The organism is Paenibacillus sp. Soil750 (assembly GCF_001428045.1).
Taxonomy (GTDB): Bacteria; Bacillota; Bacilli; order Paenibacillales; family NBRC-103111; genus Paenibacillus_E; species Paenibacillus_E allorhizoplanae.
This window is the reverse complement of record NZ_LMSD01000042.1, coordinates 130054-147765: the sequence shown is the minus strand read 5'-3', so window position 1 is coordinate 147765 and position 17712 is coordinate 130054. Positions and strand designations below refer to the sequence as shown.

General features: G+C 40.6%; 13 protein-coding genes. 12 read left to right on the top strand and 1 reads right to left on the bottom strand.

Translation table 11 applies throughout. The annotated features are described in order from the left end of the window. Positions 1–32: 32 nt before the first annotated feature. Entirely contained in the window at positions 33–830 is a 798-nt protein-coding gene (locus ASL11_RS31550; RefSeq protein ID WP_056623952.1) for a DUF3888 domain-containing protein, read from the bottom strand. A 426-nt stretch (positions 831–1256) separates the two neighbouring features. Between ASL11_RS31550 and ASL11_RS36125 the strand changes: the two genes are divergently transcribed. From ASL11_RS36125 to ASL11_RS35515, 12 genes are all read left to right on the top strand, one after another. Then, complete coding sequence (locus ASL11_RS36125) at positions 1257–2720, top strand: putative glycoside hydrolase (protein ID WP_056623949.1); 1464 nt, start codon at positions 1257–1259, stop codon at positions 2718–2720. 183 nt (positions 2721–2903) lie between these two features. Continuing rightward, complete coding sequence (locus ASL11_RS31540) at positions 2904–3854, top strand: hypothetical protein (protein ID WP_056623946.1); 951 nt, start codon at positions 2904–2906, stop codon at positions 3852–3854. 413 nt (positions 3855–4267) lie between these two features. Further along, positions 4268–4570 carry a stalk domain-containing protein gene (locus ASL11_RS31535; protein ID WP_056623943.1) on the top strand — a complete coding sequence of 101 codons (303 nt, stop codon included), beginning with the start codon at positions 4268–4270 and terminating at the stop codon, positions 4568–4570. Between the two features lie 367 nt (positions 4571–4937). After that, positions 4938–5486: an ATP-binding protein gene (locus ASL11_RS31530; protein WP_056623941.1), complete on the top strand. Its 549-nt coding sequence runs from the start codon at positions 4938–4940 to the stop codon at positions 5484–5486. Positions 5487–5790: 304 nt separating this feature from the next. Then, positions 5791–6393: a stalk domain-containing protein gene (locus ASL11_RS31525; RefSeq protein ID WP_056623938.1), complete on the top strand. Its 603-nt coding sequence runs from the start codon at positions 5791–5793 to the stop codon at positions 6391–6393. Between the two features lie 311 nt (positions 6394–6704). Beyond that, positions 6705–7820 (top strand): hypothetical protein, encoded by a 1116-nt coding sequence (locus ASL11_RS31520; protein WP_056623935.1) that lies wholly within the window; start codon positions 6705–6707, stop codon positions 7818–7820. A 77-nt stretch (positions 7821–7897) separates the two neighbouring features. Then, positions 7898–8272, top strand: coding sequence for a YxiJ family protein (locus ASL11_RS31515; RefSeq protein ID WP_056623931.1), 375 nt, complete (start codon positions 7898–7900; stop codon positions 8270–8272). 1113 nt (positions 8273–9385) lie between these two features. After that, a complete protein-coding gene (locus tag ASL11_RS31510) occupies positions 9386–9604 on the top strand; it encodes a hypothetical protein (RefSeq protein ID WP_056623928.1) in 219 nt (72 codons plus the stop codon). Between the two features lie 158 nt (positions 9605–9762). After that, positions 9763–10632, top strand: coding sequence for a DUF2785 domain-containing protein (locus ASL11_RS31505; RefSeq protein WP_162261688.1), 870 nt, complete (start codon positions 9763–9765; stop codon positions 10630–10632). A 444-nt stretch (positions 10633–11076) separates the two neighbouring features. Beyond that, the gene (locus tag ASL11_RS31500; RefSeq protein ID WP_056623923.1) at positions 11077–11289 is read left to right on the top strand and encodes a hypothetical protein; all 213 of its coding nucleotides are present in this window, start codon (positions 11077–11079) and stop codon (positions 11287–11289) included. Positions 11290–11682: 393 nt separating this feature from the next. Then, on the top strand, positions 11683–11946 hold the full coding sequence (locus ASL11_RS38070; RefSeq protein ID WP_327205125.1) for a pectate lyase family protein: 264 nt from the start codon (positions 11683–11685) through the stop codon (positions 11944–11946). Positions 11947–12797: 851 nt separating this feature from the next. Then, positions 12798–17399 (top strand): pectinesterase family protein, encoded by a 4602-nt coding sequence (locus ASL11_RS35515; protein WP_063795743.1) that lies wholly within the window; start codon positions 12798–12800, stop codon positions 17397–17399. Positions 17400–17712 lie beyond the last annotated feature (313 nt).

Below are 17712 nucleotides of genomic sequence, written 5' to 3'. Positions count from 1 at the left end.
ATGCAACCAATTTAAGTAATGTACTGGTGTTTTTAATGTGGATTGGATTCAAACATCATCGAACGCTTAAACATGTACCAAAGAAGTTCTTTTGGCATTACCTTCCCTTGTTTACTTTCCTTCTTGATTATTACCCAGTTAATATCCTTTTTAATTAATGAATAAACGAAGTTAGTTCCGTCAGCTTTTTTAAACAAGATGTATGCTTTATCGCCTTTTATGAAGGTAAATGGGGCTACGAAGTTTTTATATGGTGGTATTATGTCTTTGTTCAATTCATTATTAATTTCCTCATTTACACTATATAGTGATTTTAAACCATCTATCCGTTCAGTTAGGTACTGCAACTGTCTATACTCATACTTTTTGAAAGAAGATAAATCTAAATTGAATGTTTTAAAAATATCCTCAAGTAGTTCCATTTTAAATTTATCTATCTTCGTTTCCCATTCATCACCTTGGTGTACATAGCTAACTATCTTAACCCCAAAGGGACTTACGCTTATAGTTATTGTTTCTGTTCCGAAAGATGGACCATGTGCGTGTTCGAATGTTGGTACTTGAGCTCTTACTTTAAAGGTGAAACCACCTTTTTGTTCTCTTGTTATGTTTAGAATTTTAGTGTCATACAACGCAAACTGTTTTGGATAACCGTAATAGTTAGCAATTGCTTCTTGAATGTGTGGGGAGAGTGTTGTAAGCAAGGTGTCATGGGTTAATTTCTCTTGCGTTTCTTGTGATGTTGTTTGTGGTTCAGCATGTACTGCAAAATTACCTGATGCTGTAGCAATAATCAATGAAATTAGAACGGTTGAGAATGTCTTTCTCATGTAATCACCTCATGGTTATGCTTCCCAGAAAAGGTGAAAAACATGGCATCAGCTAATTTCGTGTATTCCAAACAAGCTAATTTATTTCGAATCAGAGCAAGAACTTGGCTCTCCACTAAGATACTTTTTAACGATAAAGTGAATAGTTGATTACGCTAACGAAAGAACGATAATTCAATGAAACAGCGACAGTCTAGGACTTTATTTTCTCGTCCTTAACTGTCGCTGTTCAATTTCCAGCCGCCTCGAACGGACCAGCAGCACATATGCGAATTATTTAAAACATTTTGACTAAGAAGGTTGGGAAGTCTAGTGGCATATAAGGGATAACATTTCTGGGTGTACCTTGTAATCAAGCATAGTTTCCTTCCCCCCTGAATACTTCAATTACAAAGGCCGAATTGCCGTTATGAGGGGGAGAGCAGCATGAGGAAAGATTGGCTTAGCGGGATTATGCTTTCACTGGTACTCGCATTGTTCGCTTGTTCGTCATCGGATGTCGTAGTCGAGTCGCCAAATCCATCGGAGCAGCCGTCTCCGGTCGCGACAGAGGTAGTGCCGATTGCCATGCCGGCGCCTACGACCGAGCCTACGGTGTCGCCGCCAGTGTCATCGAGCACGCCTGCACCTAGTCAGGCACCTGCATTTGATCCGCCTGTGCATTACGAGTATCCTGATGCAGTGCGCGGTATTTATGTAACTGGCTGGTCGGCTGGCGGTGCTCGCATGCCGAAACTATTGTCGCTTGTAGACAGCACCGATCTCAACGCGATGGTGATCGACATCAAGGATGATGATGGTTATATTACGTTCAAACCGAACGGGAAGCTTGCCGATTTCGGCCAGCCTTACATCCGCGATCTTGGGGCGCTTATGAAATTGTTGGAGGAGCATCACATTTATCCGATTGCGCGTATTGTATCATTTAAAGATACAGTTCTTGCGAAAAAACGCCCAGATCTTTCGTATGTGGATGGCAGCAGCCTTTGGCGCAACGGAAATGGTGACGGGTTCATTAACCCGTTTCTGAAAGAAACGTGGGAGCATAATGTTGATGTCGCTAAACTTGCGGCAGAGCTTGGGTTCAAAGAGATTCAATTCGACTACGTACGCTTCCCAGAAGGCTTCGAAAGCCGAGATAAATCATTGACCTATTCGATGGGTGACTATAAAGAAAAGAAGCCGTCAAAATTTAAGGAAGAGGAAAAAACATATGCCGAAGCTTCAAAAAAATATGAAGCGGATATGGCTGCTTTGCAGATCAAGCTGACTGAGGCCACGAATACGTACAATGCAGATAAGACGGATACGAACAAGAAAGGGCTGGATGATGCGCAGAAGAGCGTAGTAGCCCAGAAAAAAGAGGCACCTAAAGCACCGGATTTCAGCGAGAAATCAAGGTTAACGCAGCTTCGCGTGGATGCGGTCAGCGACTTTGTCGCTTACGCGAAGGAGCAGCTGAGTACATACGGCGTCAAAGTGTCCGTCGATATATTCGGCTACTCGGCGACACTACCGGAAGCACCAGGGATTGGGCAAAATTTTAACCGCATATCAAGCTCTGTGGATGTTATTTCCTCGATGATTTATCCAAGTCACTGGTCGGACGGCTATTTCGGCATACCTAAGCCTGATAAAGAGCCTTATCGCCTTGTCGCCGAATATATGAAGGCAGAGAAGAAGAAGTTCGGCGAGATGCAGAAGCCGCCTCTTTCGCGGCCGTGGATTCAAGATTTCACTGCAAGCTGGCTGGGTGCTGGTAATTACATCAAGTACGGTATGGCCGAAGTGAATGAGCAAATTAAAGCTTTAAGCGACGCGGGTGTTCGGGAATACCTGATATGGAATGCTAATAATTCGTATTCAGAAGGGGTTTCCTATATCCCGTAAAAAGAGTTAAATCAAGGGCAGGCTCTAGATGAGAGCTTACCCTTTTTTGTGCCCATCATGGAAACTATGATAAGAACATTGTTCAAATACCGACACATAAAAACTAACCGCTAAACTAAGGGCAGGATAGTTGAATTAGGCTCGCGAAGATTTAGTGTAATAGGAATTGAATTGGAGGACATTATGTTAAACCAAACCATATTGAGGGACGGATTAACGATCATCGCTTCATGCAAACAAGAAACAGGTGACATTTGGCAAGCTCATTATGGTGCTGCCGCTATTGGCAGTTATTTTTTCGTTTCAACGAATAATTTGAGACAAGAAATCACTGAACTCATTGCTTCGCAAGCTGGAGCGATGGTACAAAAGATTCTTGGATCGGAAAGCACTCAACACCGTTCCGATTATAACAAATGTACGGCTGAAGCTGCCATACTTGAAGCACTTGATAAAACGATTGATGAGCTGCACTGGGTCGGTCATAATGTAATTTACAGCGCTGCAAGTTTGTTGGCTATCCATGAACTAAAAGGTTGGGGAAGTACTGAGGAAATTGCTGGAATAACCGATCTCATTCTCTCGTTTGAGAGGACGATTCCGGGACGTTCTTGGATTGGTTTTTCTACTTCCGAGGTGAAAAGGATGCAGATTATTGATGAAGACGGCTTTCCGAAAATATCGAATCCAAAAGAGCTATCATTGCTTGTGCTGGAACAGCTCACCGAGTTCCCTGTCATTTATCGCGCGGAATCACATCATGATTTAATTGGTCACATGTTGACTTTCTCACATGCGTTAAACATCTTGTTTGATCTAGGCCATGTCTCCTTTTTCGAAAGAGGATTACTTCCAATAATGAAGTTGGTTAAAGTTCTACGCCATAGTCGTAACATTAAACCTGGAGATTCAATCAAATTGGTTTCGCCTGTCGATCAATTGCCTCTGCTACCTGCGACGAGAGTAAACGCGCTACCGACCGAAATTCAGTTTTGGGAAAAGAACTTTAGTGAACAAGATTGGGATTTTGGTCACGTATTTAAATTTTCTCATAGCTTTTATGATCATTTACGACGAGTGGAGCAAAATAAAAATTCGTACAGTGAAAAATTTCGGTATATCATAACTCAGTAGATCACAACTCGAATGACAAGTGCAAGAAACGGCAGCCGGCATAAGGACTGCCGTTTTCTCAACTAACGGGCAGTAGAGCGTGGTGGTAGCTTTAGTTTAAGCTACCAATTTTTTCAGATGTATTTGAGTTATATGCAACTATCAGTGTATTTGCAGCGTCCAAACAATTGGGATTATTTGTTATTTAAAGCTGCGTTAACGTGGATTAGAATACTTGAAACAAGGGCTATTTCAAGTTCGGTATTAACTCTTTAACTGTTGCCATGATTGGTTTCACGTGGGTTATCAGTATGGTCTGTTTTGTTAAAGGATTATTGGCTATAAGTTGTTTGTATAAAAGGACAGTTTAACATTTGTAAGTTTGGCTGAAATAGCGTCTAACATGTGTTTAAAAAATGTGGAGTGTGATTAACTTGAAAAAGTTTATTTTAGGTTTACTTATTGGAATTGGTTTGGCTATGACAACAGCTGTTTTTGCATCGGAAAGTATTCAGGCTCTTCTTTTCCCTGCAAAGATTAAAATTAATGGGCAAGAAAAAAAGCTTGATAGTGAGTATCAGATACTTAACGTAAATGGTCATGCATATGTACCTATTCGTTATGTTGCTGAAAATTTAGGAGTTAGTATGATGACAATAGCCAAACGATTTTTATTGCCTATGGAAATACCGCTAATCAGGATAAAAGTAACAACAATGTCTATGTGGCAGACCTGATTGCAATATCCTACGACAAGTATTTAGACTCCACGAAAGTGACAAATCGTTGATAGTGTGCCTGTACAAGATATCAAGTCACAATTACAATCATTAATCTTGGAATATGGAGCAAAATAAGGAAGAATCAATAATGATAAATACGATGTACTTTCGTTGATAGAAATTCCTAATTGGCAAGCAGCTATTACGGAAGGGTTTTTCTTCACAGCATTTTGCCTTGTCCAAATGTTGAAAAAGGTAATACGCTAACGGGCAGGATAATTCAATCGTTCCTCGAATACACTTCGGGATGGAGGAGTTACGAACTTTCTGAATATCCGATATCTGAAAGTACGACCTAAAACATAAAGGAGCGATTAATGATATGAACCGCCTAGTAATTATGACGGTTGGATTAACGCATAGCGGAAAAACTACATTCGCTAAAGAATTAGAATCTGTCTTACAACAGGCTATAGTCATAGATCAGGATAATCATGCTGAATTTATTAATAGTCATTATAAGAAACTTCTCCCTGTAGAAGGACCCAACACACTAAAATTCTCTATTACCAATGCGATTGTTGAATATGCTGCAGTGCAAAGTAATTTTCACATCATCTTAAGCAATTGTAATTTAAATAAATCAGGACGAACAAATGTACTCAGATATTTTCATGAAAAAGGATTTAAAAGTATTATTGTTTACTTTAATTTATCTATTGAAATACTGAGAGCACGAGTTGAAGAAACACAAAGAAGTAAAGCTATTTTCAGAAGTGCATCGAGCTTTTTAGAAGTGTTGAAACGACAAGGAAATTCGGGAGTAATACCACCTAGTAAAGACGAAGCTAATTATTTATTTGAAATAAAAGATCCCAATAATATCACGGAAATAATACAACAAATCAAGCGTATTCACGCTTCGGGCTAGTGCCATTGGTATGCCAGGGGAGATTTCGAAGAAGGTGAGTCAGGCAGTCAACCCTGAACCACCTAACCGTATCGCATTACTAGACCCACAGCCCATAGCTAGTGGGTCTCCTTTTGTTATTAAAAGGCTGTTTAATGGAATTCAGTGGTATAAAAGTTTAGTAAAAGAATTGGAATGATAAGAGCAACTTTTACTTCATCGTACCGTCTAAAATTTATATTGGTAAATAAAGGGAGCATTTGAATGACAAAGAAAGTGATTTTAACGAGTGTTCGATACCATTATTATTAAGGAGTTGAGACCTTTGAGGAAATTTATTCTTGGATTAGTTGTAGGAACGTTTTTATCCATCTCTACTGTGGTATTCGCTTCAGAAACAGTTCAAACATATTTGTTTCCAGCATTTTTCAATATCAATGGTCAAAATGTTCCTTTAAACGACAAAGAGTATGCGGTACTTAATTATCAAGGGCACGCTTACGTTCCTGTCCGATTTATAGCTGAACAGCTAGGGGCTTTTGTAGAATACAAAGATCAAGGTACATACAAGGACATTATAATTAATCATTTCCCTTCAAATGTTCCCATACTTAAAGATGATAAATATGCCAATATTCACTTTGGTTTGCTCGATTTATACTTAGATGGCGGATATACGGGCATTCGAGGACTATTAGCTTTAGATCATGACAAGGATTCGATAACCGAACATGACATTGAGTTTAAATTGCATTTTTATGATGCGAACGATAAGCTGATTGGTACGGCATCAGGCACGTCCAAACCCGGTGGCTCTGACCAAAAGCAGACCATTAGCATGGGCGAAATTAGGTATGTTTCGGCTGGCGAAGTCGGGGATTTTTCTAAATATGCAAAAGTGAATTTTGAAGTCACAGCCTATAAATAATCCTCGTAGGAGGCAACGGCACTCAGAGCTATTGTTTTGGATATGTGGTTTAGGGCATAAGCAGATAGTTAGACTATTATTAGAATTAGGTGTTGACTTTAAAACACATGTAAAATTAAAAGGTAAAGTAATGTCGTATATTGGAAGTCCTTTGGACAGAGCAATTGAAACAAATCAATCCGAAATCGTACAATTAATTAATTCATTCTAGAAACAATGATAAAAAACAAAAGGACAGCATCTCTATAGCATCTTTTCTTGCAGCTATCCCAATTTTATAGTTAAGATGCTACAAGGAGGAAGGGTTCACAATGAAATGCCTTACCGTTTTTCTAAACATTCTATTTATTACGGTGTTGTTGGCGGGCTGCAATGATGCTGCTCCCATAGCCATCACCATTCCATTAGATACTTCTGTAGTAAACTCCACACAGGATCCTGCCCTCACCCCAGTTGTGTTGGAAGGATTCCCTATGCCACTGACTGACGGTAATCGGTTATTTTATTATCACGAAGGGGACCTGACATGTTGGACTGTTGACCGTACCATCCAAAAGGGACTTCAGTTGTATCGAACTGATGATCGAGGCAAACAATGGAATTCAGTCCCTTTACCTACCCTGGATGAGTGGGAGGTACAGGTGTCGCCGGACCATATTCAAGCTTCGTTCCATCAAGAGGGTAACTCATGGATCTTGCTGCAATCGGAACCGGATAGCAATGGAATGGTTCGTAAAACGCTTTACCGTTCTAACCAAAGCGGTGAGGAATGGTTTCGGGTTGCTGACTTGACGGAGATGATCGGAGGGGGGGGTCTTAGCATGTCCATTCAAATGGACGGGAAGGGTTTTATCAACTCCTCGCTAAAGATGGCGGAGGTGGTTCCTTTTTATAGGACAGAGGATATGGGAGTCAATTGGAGGTCGGTGAATTTGCCTCTCAAAAAAGGTTTTGATTTGGGAGTGAGTTATCTTCCTTACATAGGCAGTGATGGCCGGGGAACCGTCCGGACTGATTATAATATTGATGGGGGAATAGTGACCGAATATTTAGAAACCACTGACAATGGAGCCAGCTGGCATCGGTTCGAGACGACCTCCATCCTTGGTCTAGAAGGTGATCCGGATGCACTTAAGGTAATTAAAAAATTTCTAGATGCTTGGCAGAACCATGATAGCAAGGTTCTCGCTACTTTGTGGGAGGGGGACCAATTCATTAATGTTTACAATTGGATGTGGGAAACTGACCGGAAAATATACTATTACAGTGTGGATCCCCCATCCTCCGCCCCTGATTCTAGCAGTTTAATTATTGGTGCAAGGTATCATGTAACAGCAGTGGAGGGCGAGGACAGAACAGGAGTTATGGCTATTGGAGTTCGAAAGCAGGCCGGTACCAATGTATGGAAGGTAAACTTTCTTGATTAATGGGATTAGCTCAACGACGAGATAACTGACGGCAATCAATCGGATTAACAAATGTTTATAAAGAGGTGACACTATTCTTGGATAATGAGATCCAACAACTGCAAAGTATCCAATTACATAATCCCTTTCCGTACAGAGATATTGAAAAGGTTCAGGCTGATTTCCGCTCTGATTTTATGAGACTGCCGGATAGTGAAAACTTCTTGGTAGGTGATTTTAACACATACTGTATGAATGTCGCAGGAACTTTAAGTTACGTTTTAGCTGGGAATGAAGAAAAAATTCCACAAAGACAAATTGAGCTATTACAATTAGCTTTCTTTGATTGGTTTCCACAGTATCAGTTTATTAAGGATAGAATTTGGGATTACTCAGATTTGAGTGAGGAATATACTAACTTCAATGAAGCTCGGATCTTATTGATAAGACATCTTTCTAAGCTAAAGCCTTAAGCTAACGGGGAACGATAGTTCACCAAGCATCATCATTCGATGGTGCTTTTCTGATGCTCATGAGAGAGTGTAGGAAGCCAACTTGAACCAGTAAATCCCATTGCAAGCACAATGTTAACAATGGGATAATTGATATGTATCCTTCGTTGTGAAAAACTGAAAGTTGGTGAAGGTTAGCTGGAAACCCTAGTTGGTATACTTGGTCGATTCATCGGATGGCTAGTATTTGAAATCATCATTGACTGTATCTTTAAATTATTAGGATTTATTATTGGGAAAATCATTTCTTTAATTACTTTAGTGTCAAAAGGCATATATAAAGTTTTTAAAGTGCAATAAACTCAATGCATCATCAGTCGATGGTGCTATTTCATATGCCGTCAGAGCGTAAAGGAAGCAATGTACTGGGGAATTCTAATCCACTTTGATTAAACTAACGAGGAACGATAGTTCAATAGCAACATGAATAGGCAGCCATCCAAGGTGGATTGGTTGCCTTTTCTCAAGTATAGGGCAGTCTTGTAATTAATTTACCAGGTACTAGATGAAAATAGTACTAACTAATTAACCCCAAATACTATATTCTTCTGTTGTAGGAAAGAGTTAATACAGGGAAAATTTATTGGGGAGTGAAGATGTTGAATAATAATTTTCAACCGAATATGACTAATTTATTTTATATTCAGTGTGCAACATTTCTTTTTCTAAATGTGTTAATTGGAATATTTTCTGTAACAGTTTTTATCTTAGGGATTTCTTTTATATGGGAATTGAAATGGTTTCTATGTTTTCTTATATGGTCTGGATATATTATTTGTTGTTTTTGCTTAAATATTTTTATCTTCAGAGGGATGAGTACTGGTTTTCGTTCGGGGATGTTTATATTAGGGATATCTATTATAACAATTAGCGGAGTCTTATTTGGTGGAATAGTATTTGAACAATTTGCATACTAAATCAACATTGAATATCATGCTAATTGCTACGCTAACGGATAACGATAGTTCAATCCCAAACATCAGCCTGCAGCCTTTTGTGTTGCCGAGCAGGATAGTATAAAGGATACGAGGAAATTAATTGTTTGGTAAATATGCTAAAAAGGGGGCGAGTAAAATGGAATTCGAATTTTATAATGATACTGGAAGACTAGTTAGTATTCATCCTGGAACTAAAACAAGCGGCATTAAGTGCGATATGGACAGCATTAAGCCACTGGAAGCAAGAACATTTCTTCTCCCTCCTGGAATATATCCATGGGTGAAAATGTGGGATTATGGTGAAGACCGAGGTTTATCAATTTTTGTTTCAGCCAAGAAAGATGATACCCTTTAGAGGAAATTAACAATTCAACTAACTGGGAACGATAGTTCAACACAAAACGGCTACCCTGCGGCAGCTCGTCATTGCACTATCTGACAGGAATGTTTAATACATGTAAAGAGATTTTTGTGAAAATAAGGTACTATACTAGTAGGATTTTTCTACATGGTATGTTATATAGCATTTATTTTTGGAAGAATGAATGGGAAATTGGAGTTGAGAAAGTGCTCAAAGAAGAATTAAGAATAATCGTGGGAAATAATTTTTCTCTACCACAAGGAATAGATGAATACTCGATGGTTCAGCAAGTTATTGATTTACTTTCTTCTACAGATCCAGAGTTACGTGATAAGTTAGCTTACAGAATACTAGATAATTGGCTATTGGAAAAAAAGTTACTTTCAGATGAACAATTAGTGAAATTGCTCAATAATGCTATTTCTCATAATATGTTATTCAATAGGATTGGGGAAGTAGGTACAGATAGTATCTTTTTGCGTTCCTTTTCCTCATTATTAATTGCATTGTTACTTTTTCGTGATAATAGGGATCAATACTTAACCGAAAATAAAGTTCTTAAAATAATGAATACGCTAATCACCTATTGTAAGAGTGAAAAGGATTATCGTGGCTATGTAGATGGAAAAGGTTGGGCACATGCAGCAGCCCATATATCTGATGCCCTTGATGAATGTGTCCGCAATAGGTACGTAGGGTTAGAAGAGTGCAAGTTGGTGTGGAGTGGACTAAACTCAATACTTGAAAGTGCTCCAGAAGTATTTAGTTCAGAAGAGGATGAGCGTTTAGCTACTACAGTAACTGCAATGGTGGAGTTGGGGAAAGTACCTCCCTCGGTAATATGTGAGTGGCTTATGGAGGTAAAATTACCTGCAGTGAATGAATTAACTAGACGACATAATCGAATTAATTTCAAGCATTTTACACGATGTCTTATGATACGGTTATCTGAAAAAGGATTATTGGGTGCGGAAAATGATCTGATAAGGGTTGAGAGGAGATTTAATCCGTACAATCAATAAATTTTTTCACAACAACTTATAATCGATAGCGTCTACATTAGGAGAACAATAAATGGAAATGAGTGAGGGAGATAATGCGTAAATTCAGTGTATTTGTAATGGTCTCCAGTATAATTTTGGCAATTTATTTTATTGGTCTCACTGCCCAAATAACTAGTGGAGACCGAATTTGGTGGGGGTTATCTAAAGATAGTGCGGAGTATTTTTATTTACCATGTATTGTATTAGCATTCATTAGTTTGATTGTTTATTTAAAATCTAAAGATTAAATATTTCACTCTATACTTATAGACGTTGATCTAACGGGACACGAGAGTTCAATAGTAACATGGAAAAGGCAACCAGCCCAGGTGGATTGGTTGCCTTTTCCCCGCTAAAGGGCAGGATACTTTCAATGTTAATTGGGGAATACCAATTAATAGGGAAGTATGGAAGGGGATATATATGGGAGTTTTTATGGGCATTATTATTGGACTAATAGCTTTTTTGATTCTGTTTCTCATTTTCATGTTGAATTTCGGGATTTTACCTAAAGACATTAAAGAGCTATGGGTAGAACTTGGGAGGAATGGTTTATCCAGAAATAATAAAATAAGGGTGGTTATTGGGATATTTATTGCTTTATTTCTGGGTTGGATACAACGTTTTGACTGGTAAAATAACAGGCTAACCGAGACTATGATACTTATTGTTTCCCGAGAAATGGAAACCTGAACCATTGATTATTATCTGATTTATTGATTATGAAAGCTAAAAATCGCTTAATTTTAACGAGAGTACAAATGAACGTGAGATGATTATTGCCGCACTTGTTAAATGGATTTAAATTAGGATTAACTGGAAGTGAACCTATTTGTTAAGTAAATGGAATTTCACAAAAGTAAAAATGAAATGATGAAAGCCATTTTTAAAAATCAAAAAACAAATGGAGGAAATTTGAAGAAATAGAAAGTATACACTACTAGCTACTTCATTAATCGCAGCTTCAATCGCTTCTGTTCCGGCGAACGCAACCGATTTAGGACATCAAGTTTTGGCATCTAATGATGGTTGAGGAGCAACTATTACAGAACAACGGGTGGCTCTGCAGCTTCAGGTAACGAATCGGAGCCAATTTGTAGGCGCTTTAGGTGGCGGAAGCAATTCGACGCCGAAAAGATAACAACAACCCGCTTGGATTCAATAACTATAAAGATCCGAATTGGTGACAGCGCGACATCAGATAACGAACATCTTAGAATCACATTCCACCACAATTATTATCAAAATGTAGTTCAGCGAGCTCCACGTGTTCGCTACGGACAGATTATTTAAAATTACTATTCCGGAAGTACCAGCGCTTCGCTTTATGCTTATTCTTATGCATGGAGCGTAGGTAAATCTTAAAAATTTGTGCTCAAAATAACTATGTAAGCGTAACAGATATTTCTGCTTCCCAAATAGTAAGCGTATTAAGCGGTACGACTCTGTTCGATTCGGGGACACATCTCAATGGAACTAGTGTGAATGTAGCCCAAAGCGCAGGATTGAGCACTTCCGTAGAGCCTTCTTTCGTTTATATTCTAAAGCAAATTTTTAAAAAAGGGGAACATATGGCCAATACATTTAGTTATTACTGCAACAATTGCGGAAGGAAATACCCAAACGAATATGCTGACCACATATACAAAACAGCCTTCAAAACAATTGATAGAGAGAACTACCCAATAGGCAGTTGTAAAGATTGTGAAGCCAACTATGAAAAACGTGAGAATATTGAAAAAAATTAATATTACCCCGAAGGTCATTTTTGTATGACGGTCAGTCGTCCACTTATGGATCGGCTGCATTTCCTAAAGCTAACGGGCAGTGTTCTCTATAGGACTACAATAATTCTCCGGGTATTGATGACAATAACATTGTCCGAATGCCGACATAAAAAAAGAAACAGCCCCGAGGGAAGGTCTTGCTCTGTTTCTTTATTTTCCGAAGCTGCCAAATATATAGTTAAACAATAGAGAAACCGGCGGTGAGGGAACAAATCATCGTCTGAAATGAACCTGCAATATACCAAGTTTAGCCTGAATCATTCAAAATGTGAACAAATGATTATAGCGGATATAAGCGTGCGACTAGTATAATCTGAGTATATTTTTCGAAAAAAGTATAGGAGGTTGAGAGACTACATGATGATGAAAGCGCTTAGAATTATGTTGTGTCTGCTGTTCCTTTCTTCCTACGTGCCGCTTATCGGTGCGTCTGAGATCCAGGCGGCGGCAGCGCCGGTTACATCTCTTGTCAATGATAATTTTGAAGGAAGTACGTTAGGAGTATTGCCTGTAGGGTATACCCCGCCTTTTGGCAGCGGTGTGATTACTTCTTTTACAGCTACGAACAATTCTACGGTAATTAATAGTAGTAATCTTAGAAATAGCTATGGCCAAACATCGACTACTTTAGTCGGAAACACAACCAATGTATTATGGATCAGTGACGGCGCTGGCAGAGGCGGCTTCAATAAAGCTTTCACGCCAGTAACCGCAGAGAGCGGAAAAGGGATGACTGCGCAGCTCGATTTTATGGAAGGCGCTATGGTAAGCGACTCATACGTTTTGGAATTGCTAGACAGTAATAAGAAAATAGCGCTTTCCTTAAAGGCCGATTACGTCTTTCCGGATCCGCTAACAGGCGGCACACAAAAATTCCAGGCGAAAACCTGGTATACGGTGAAGTACGTTGCCGATGTAAAAGCCAATACGGCAGATCTTTATATTAATGGCATTTTCTCAGGTAATTTCAAATTCGCCAGCCCGGTTACAGATATTGCGTCTATCAATTTTAGAATGGCGGGTACATCGACAGGGAATGCGTATGTGGACAACATCATCGTTTCTCAACAGGAAGCGGTGACACCACAGAACTTGACAACCGAAGGCGCAAACCGCAGGGTTGAGCTTAGCTGGGATGCAACAAGCGGTACAGATACTTATAATGTGTATCGCAGTGAATCCCGTGATGGCATCTATGAAAAGCTTGCAGAAGGTGTGCCGTCAAATAGCTACACGGATACTGCCGGTCTGACAAACGATAAATACTACTATTACAAGGTGACATCGGTGAACTCGTCCGGTGAAAGTGAGTATTCGTATTATGCGTCTGGCTATCCTAATAACGTGGAGCCCCCTTCAGACGAGATTACAGGTCTTAACGCCATTGTCAGAAACGGGCAGCTTACAGTCGCCTGGAATCCTGTTAATAAAGCGACCTTTTATACGCTTGAGAGAAGCACAACACCGGAAGGACCTTTTGTCCCATTATTGACGAACGGGAAACCCAAGCTTACAAGCACTTCCTATCTGGATACGAACTTGCGGTCGGATACGGCGTATTATTACAGACTTTCAGCTGGGAATGTCGGCGGTGTGGGTCAGCCCAAACTGCTCGGAAAGGTATCCCCTGCAGCACCGTTAGGTGCACCGACTCTATTGAGTATCGAGCCTGGAAATAACCAAGTCCAGCTAAACTGGACTTCAGTAACGAAAGCATCGTCATACAGCGTAAAAAGAAGTTTGGTAAACGGTGGACCTTACATAGCGCTAACTAATGTTATCGGAACCGGTTACTTAGATACCACTGCGGAGAATGGCAAGACTTATTATTATGTAGTTGATGCTGTGAATGATGGGCAAGAAAGCATGATTTCAAATCAATTAAAAGCGAAGCCATATGCTCCGGTTAATGGTGCACCAGCTAAACCGACAAGCTTCCAAGCAGTCGCAAACGAAGGCAGCGTAAGCCTTTCCTGGAATGCGGTAATTGGCGCTTCTTCTTACAATGTAAAGAGAGCTATTTCTGCTGACGGGCCATATACGGTCATCTCTTCAACTTACGATGCGATATTTGGCGATTTGAGCGTGACAAACGGGATCACTTATTATTATGTTGTGTCTGCTGTAAATTCGAACGGCGAAAGCCCTGATACGGATGAACTTATTGTTCTTCCGGCGGCTGTGTTGACGGTTGATAAGAATGTAACGGCTGATGGAGTAAAAGTATTCAATACGATTCAAAGCGCTATTAATCAGGTTCCGACAAATAACACCACAAGAACGATCATTCATATCGCTTCAGGTACGTATACCGAAAAGGTTAAGGTTGATCGACCTTATGTAAGTCTTGTCGGCGCGGGCATGGATAAAACAACCATTATGTTTAGCGATTACGCAGGGACTGCGGCTACACAGGGCAAGCCCGGTCACACAGGAAACACATTCCTAAGTCAGACGGTGGATGTAACGGCAGACTTCTTTAACGCTTCCAATTTGACAATCGAGAACAGCGCCGGACCGCGCAATGAAGTGGCACAAGCGGTAGCTCTGTCACTCAAAAGTGATATGGCCGTATTAGAATCTGTAAGATTGAAAGGGTTTCAGGATACGCTGTACAACGGCTTAAATACCAAAAGTCAGGGACGCCATTATTTCCACAATAGCATTATTGAAGGAGACGTCGATTTCATCTTCGGTGAAGCTCCCGCTGTCGTTATGGACAATGTGAAATTAGTGCTTGTGAGCAATGTCCCGACCGGCGCGAGTGCAGGAGGACATATTACGGCAGGAGCGCAGAAAAATACGACGGACAAGGGATATGTTTTTATTAATTCTCAAGTGGTCGATGGTCCTTCTGCACAAGGGATCTACGATTTGGGTCGCGCTTGGAAGGATTACGCAAGAGTTACATTTATCAACACTTTCATCGATTCGAAGAAATTCCTTCCAGAGGGTTGGGCGGCTTCATGTGCGGGTTCCTGTATAACTAGCTATTTTTCGGAATATAACAGCTATGGATACGGAGCGAATGCAACCGCACGTCAAATTTCCACCCAGCTCACGGGACAGGAAGCAAGTTTGACGATTTCTCAAATTTTAGGTGGCTGGGATCCATCAATTCCGGTTATCATGCCGAAAGTAAACTATGCGCCAGCAGTAGAGGTTACATCCTCCAACTTTGATAAGAACCCAGCGAATCAGGCGGATATTAACGTAAGCGTTAGGAGCAACCGATTTGCGTTGACGAATATCACGAATGGCACAGGAGTTCTTGAATCGTTGGACTACACCGTTACCGGCAGTGTATATACACTCAAGAAAGATTTCCTTTCCCGACTACCCGTGGGATCAACGACACTGGGCTTTAACTTCGGAGACATTGCCGTGCCATTGATTGTAAATGTGGTCGATAGCGAGGAGAAAGATATTGGCAGACAGGTATTGATGCCTAATGACGGATGGGGAGCCCATACCACAGGAACAACCGGCGGATCGACGGCTAATCCGGAACAAATTTTCATCGTGAGCAAGCGCAGTGAACTAGTGAAAGCATTGGCAGGCGGGACCATGCCGAAGATGATCTACATAAACGGCACGATAGATATGAATGTGGATCAAAACAACAACCCGATAGGTATGGAATTCTACAAAGATCCGCTTTATGACTTTAACGCTTATCTCCAGACATACGACCCGGCCGTTTGGGGTAAAACATTGCCTGGCGGCGCTTTGGAAGAGGCGCGTGTAAGATCGGCAAGCAATCAGAGTAAACAAATCAAAGTTAATGTCGGTTCAAATACGACGATCGTCGGTTTGCCTGGCACCAATGCGAAGATTCTCGGCGGCAATCTGAACGTAGAGAATGTGGATAATGTCATTATCCGGAACATCGAATTCCGGAATACATTTGATTATTTCCCGCAGTGGGATCCGACGGATGGCGATTTGGGCAATTGGAACTCCGCTTATGACAGCATCTCGGTAAAAAGTTCTACTCATGTTTGGATTGACCATAACACATTTAGTGACATAGGCGGCATGGATGATCCGAATCACACCTATTTTGGACGAAAGTATCAACAACACGACGGTGCTGTGGATATGACGAATGCATCCGATTTGATTACCGTATCCTACAACTACTTCCATGATCATGACAAGACGACGCTTGTAGGTGGAAGCGATAGCTTTAGCAGCGATGCTGGCAAAGAAAGAATTACTTTCCATCACAACTTTTATCGGAATGTAGGTCAGCGTGCACCACGTGTGCGTTACGGTCAGGTTCATGTGTACAACAACTATTACGAAGGAACAGTGAACCATCCGAATAACCCATTCCTCTATGCAATCGGAGTAGGATACCAATCTCAGGTCTATGCTGAAAATAATTATTTTGCGAATGATGCGGCTTTATCCCCTTCATCCCTGATTCAAGTATCCAGCGGCACTGCATTCACTGACAAAGGCTCCGTTTTGAATGGCGAAAATGTTGAAGTCGCCATGAACAACGGTACTTTGCAGCCTGTTAATTGGACACCAAGACTGTATACTTTTGCGGATCAAACGGCATATGTTCCAGCTCTCGTTATTCATCAAGCGGGTGCAGAAAACACACAAACGGGCGACACATTTGCACCGCTGTGGAACTCCGGCAATTTGACCGCAACGAATGTAACGAAAACGGGCTTGACCTTAAACTGGCATGCAGCAGTAGATAACATCGGCGTGACCGGATATAAGGTTTATCTGGTGAGCGATACTTCGGCTAAGGAAATCGCAGTCTTGGGCAACGTTACAACGTACAATGTCGCTAATTTGCAAAAAGATACGAATTACAAGCTAATGGTCAAAGCGGTTGATGCAAGTGGTAACTTGAGTCTTTCCGGTCCTAGTGTCACGATTAAAACGGATCATGATAACAGGGACAATAATCCAGGCTACCCAAAAAAGGGCAGCTAAACTTGAAGTGCACTCCTTAAAATAAACATTGGAAAACCCTCTGGTTAATCCGATGACCTATAAGGGGTGCATTTTAAAAATTTTTAGAAGATTTGTCGGGGAGTATCATATCTCCGACCGATAATCATTAGCTCAGAAATACGGGCGAAATGTTCAAATGATTGTTTCGGAACCTCAAACATAACTGATAAGCTGATGAGGATATTCGCATTAATTGAGCCTTGTTTGAGCATTGATGATGCGAGGGGGGACAAAGCAAGTTTGTAAGTACTTGAAAGCGATTCCAAAGTCGTCACAACCACTTAAACGCGGG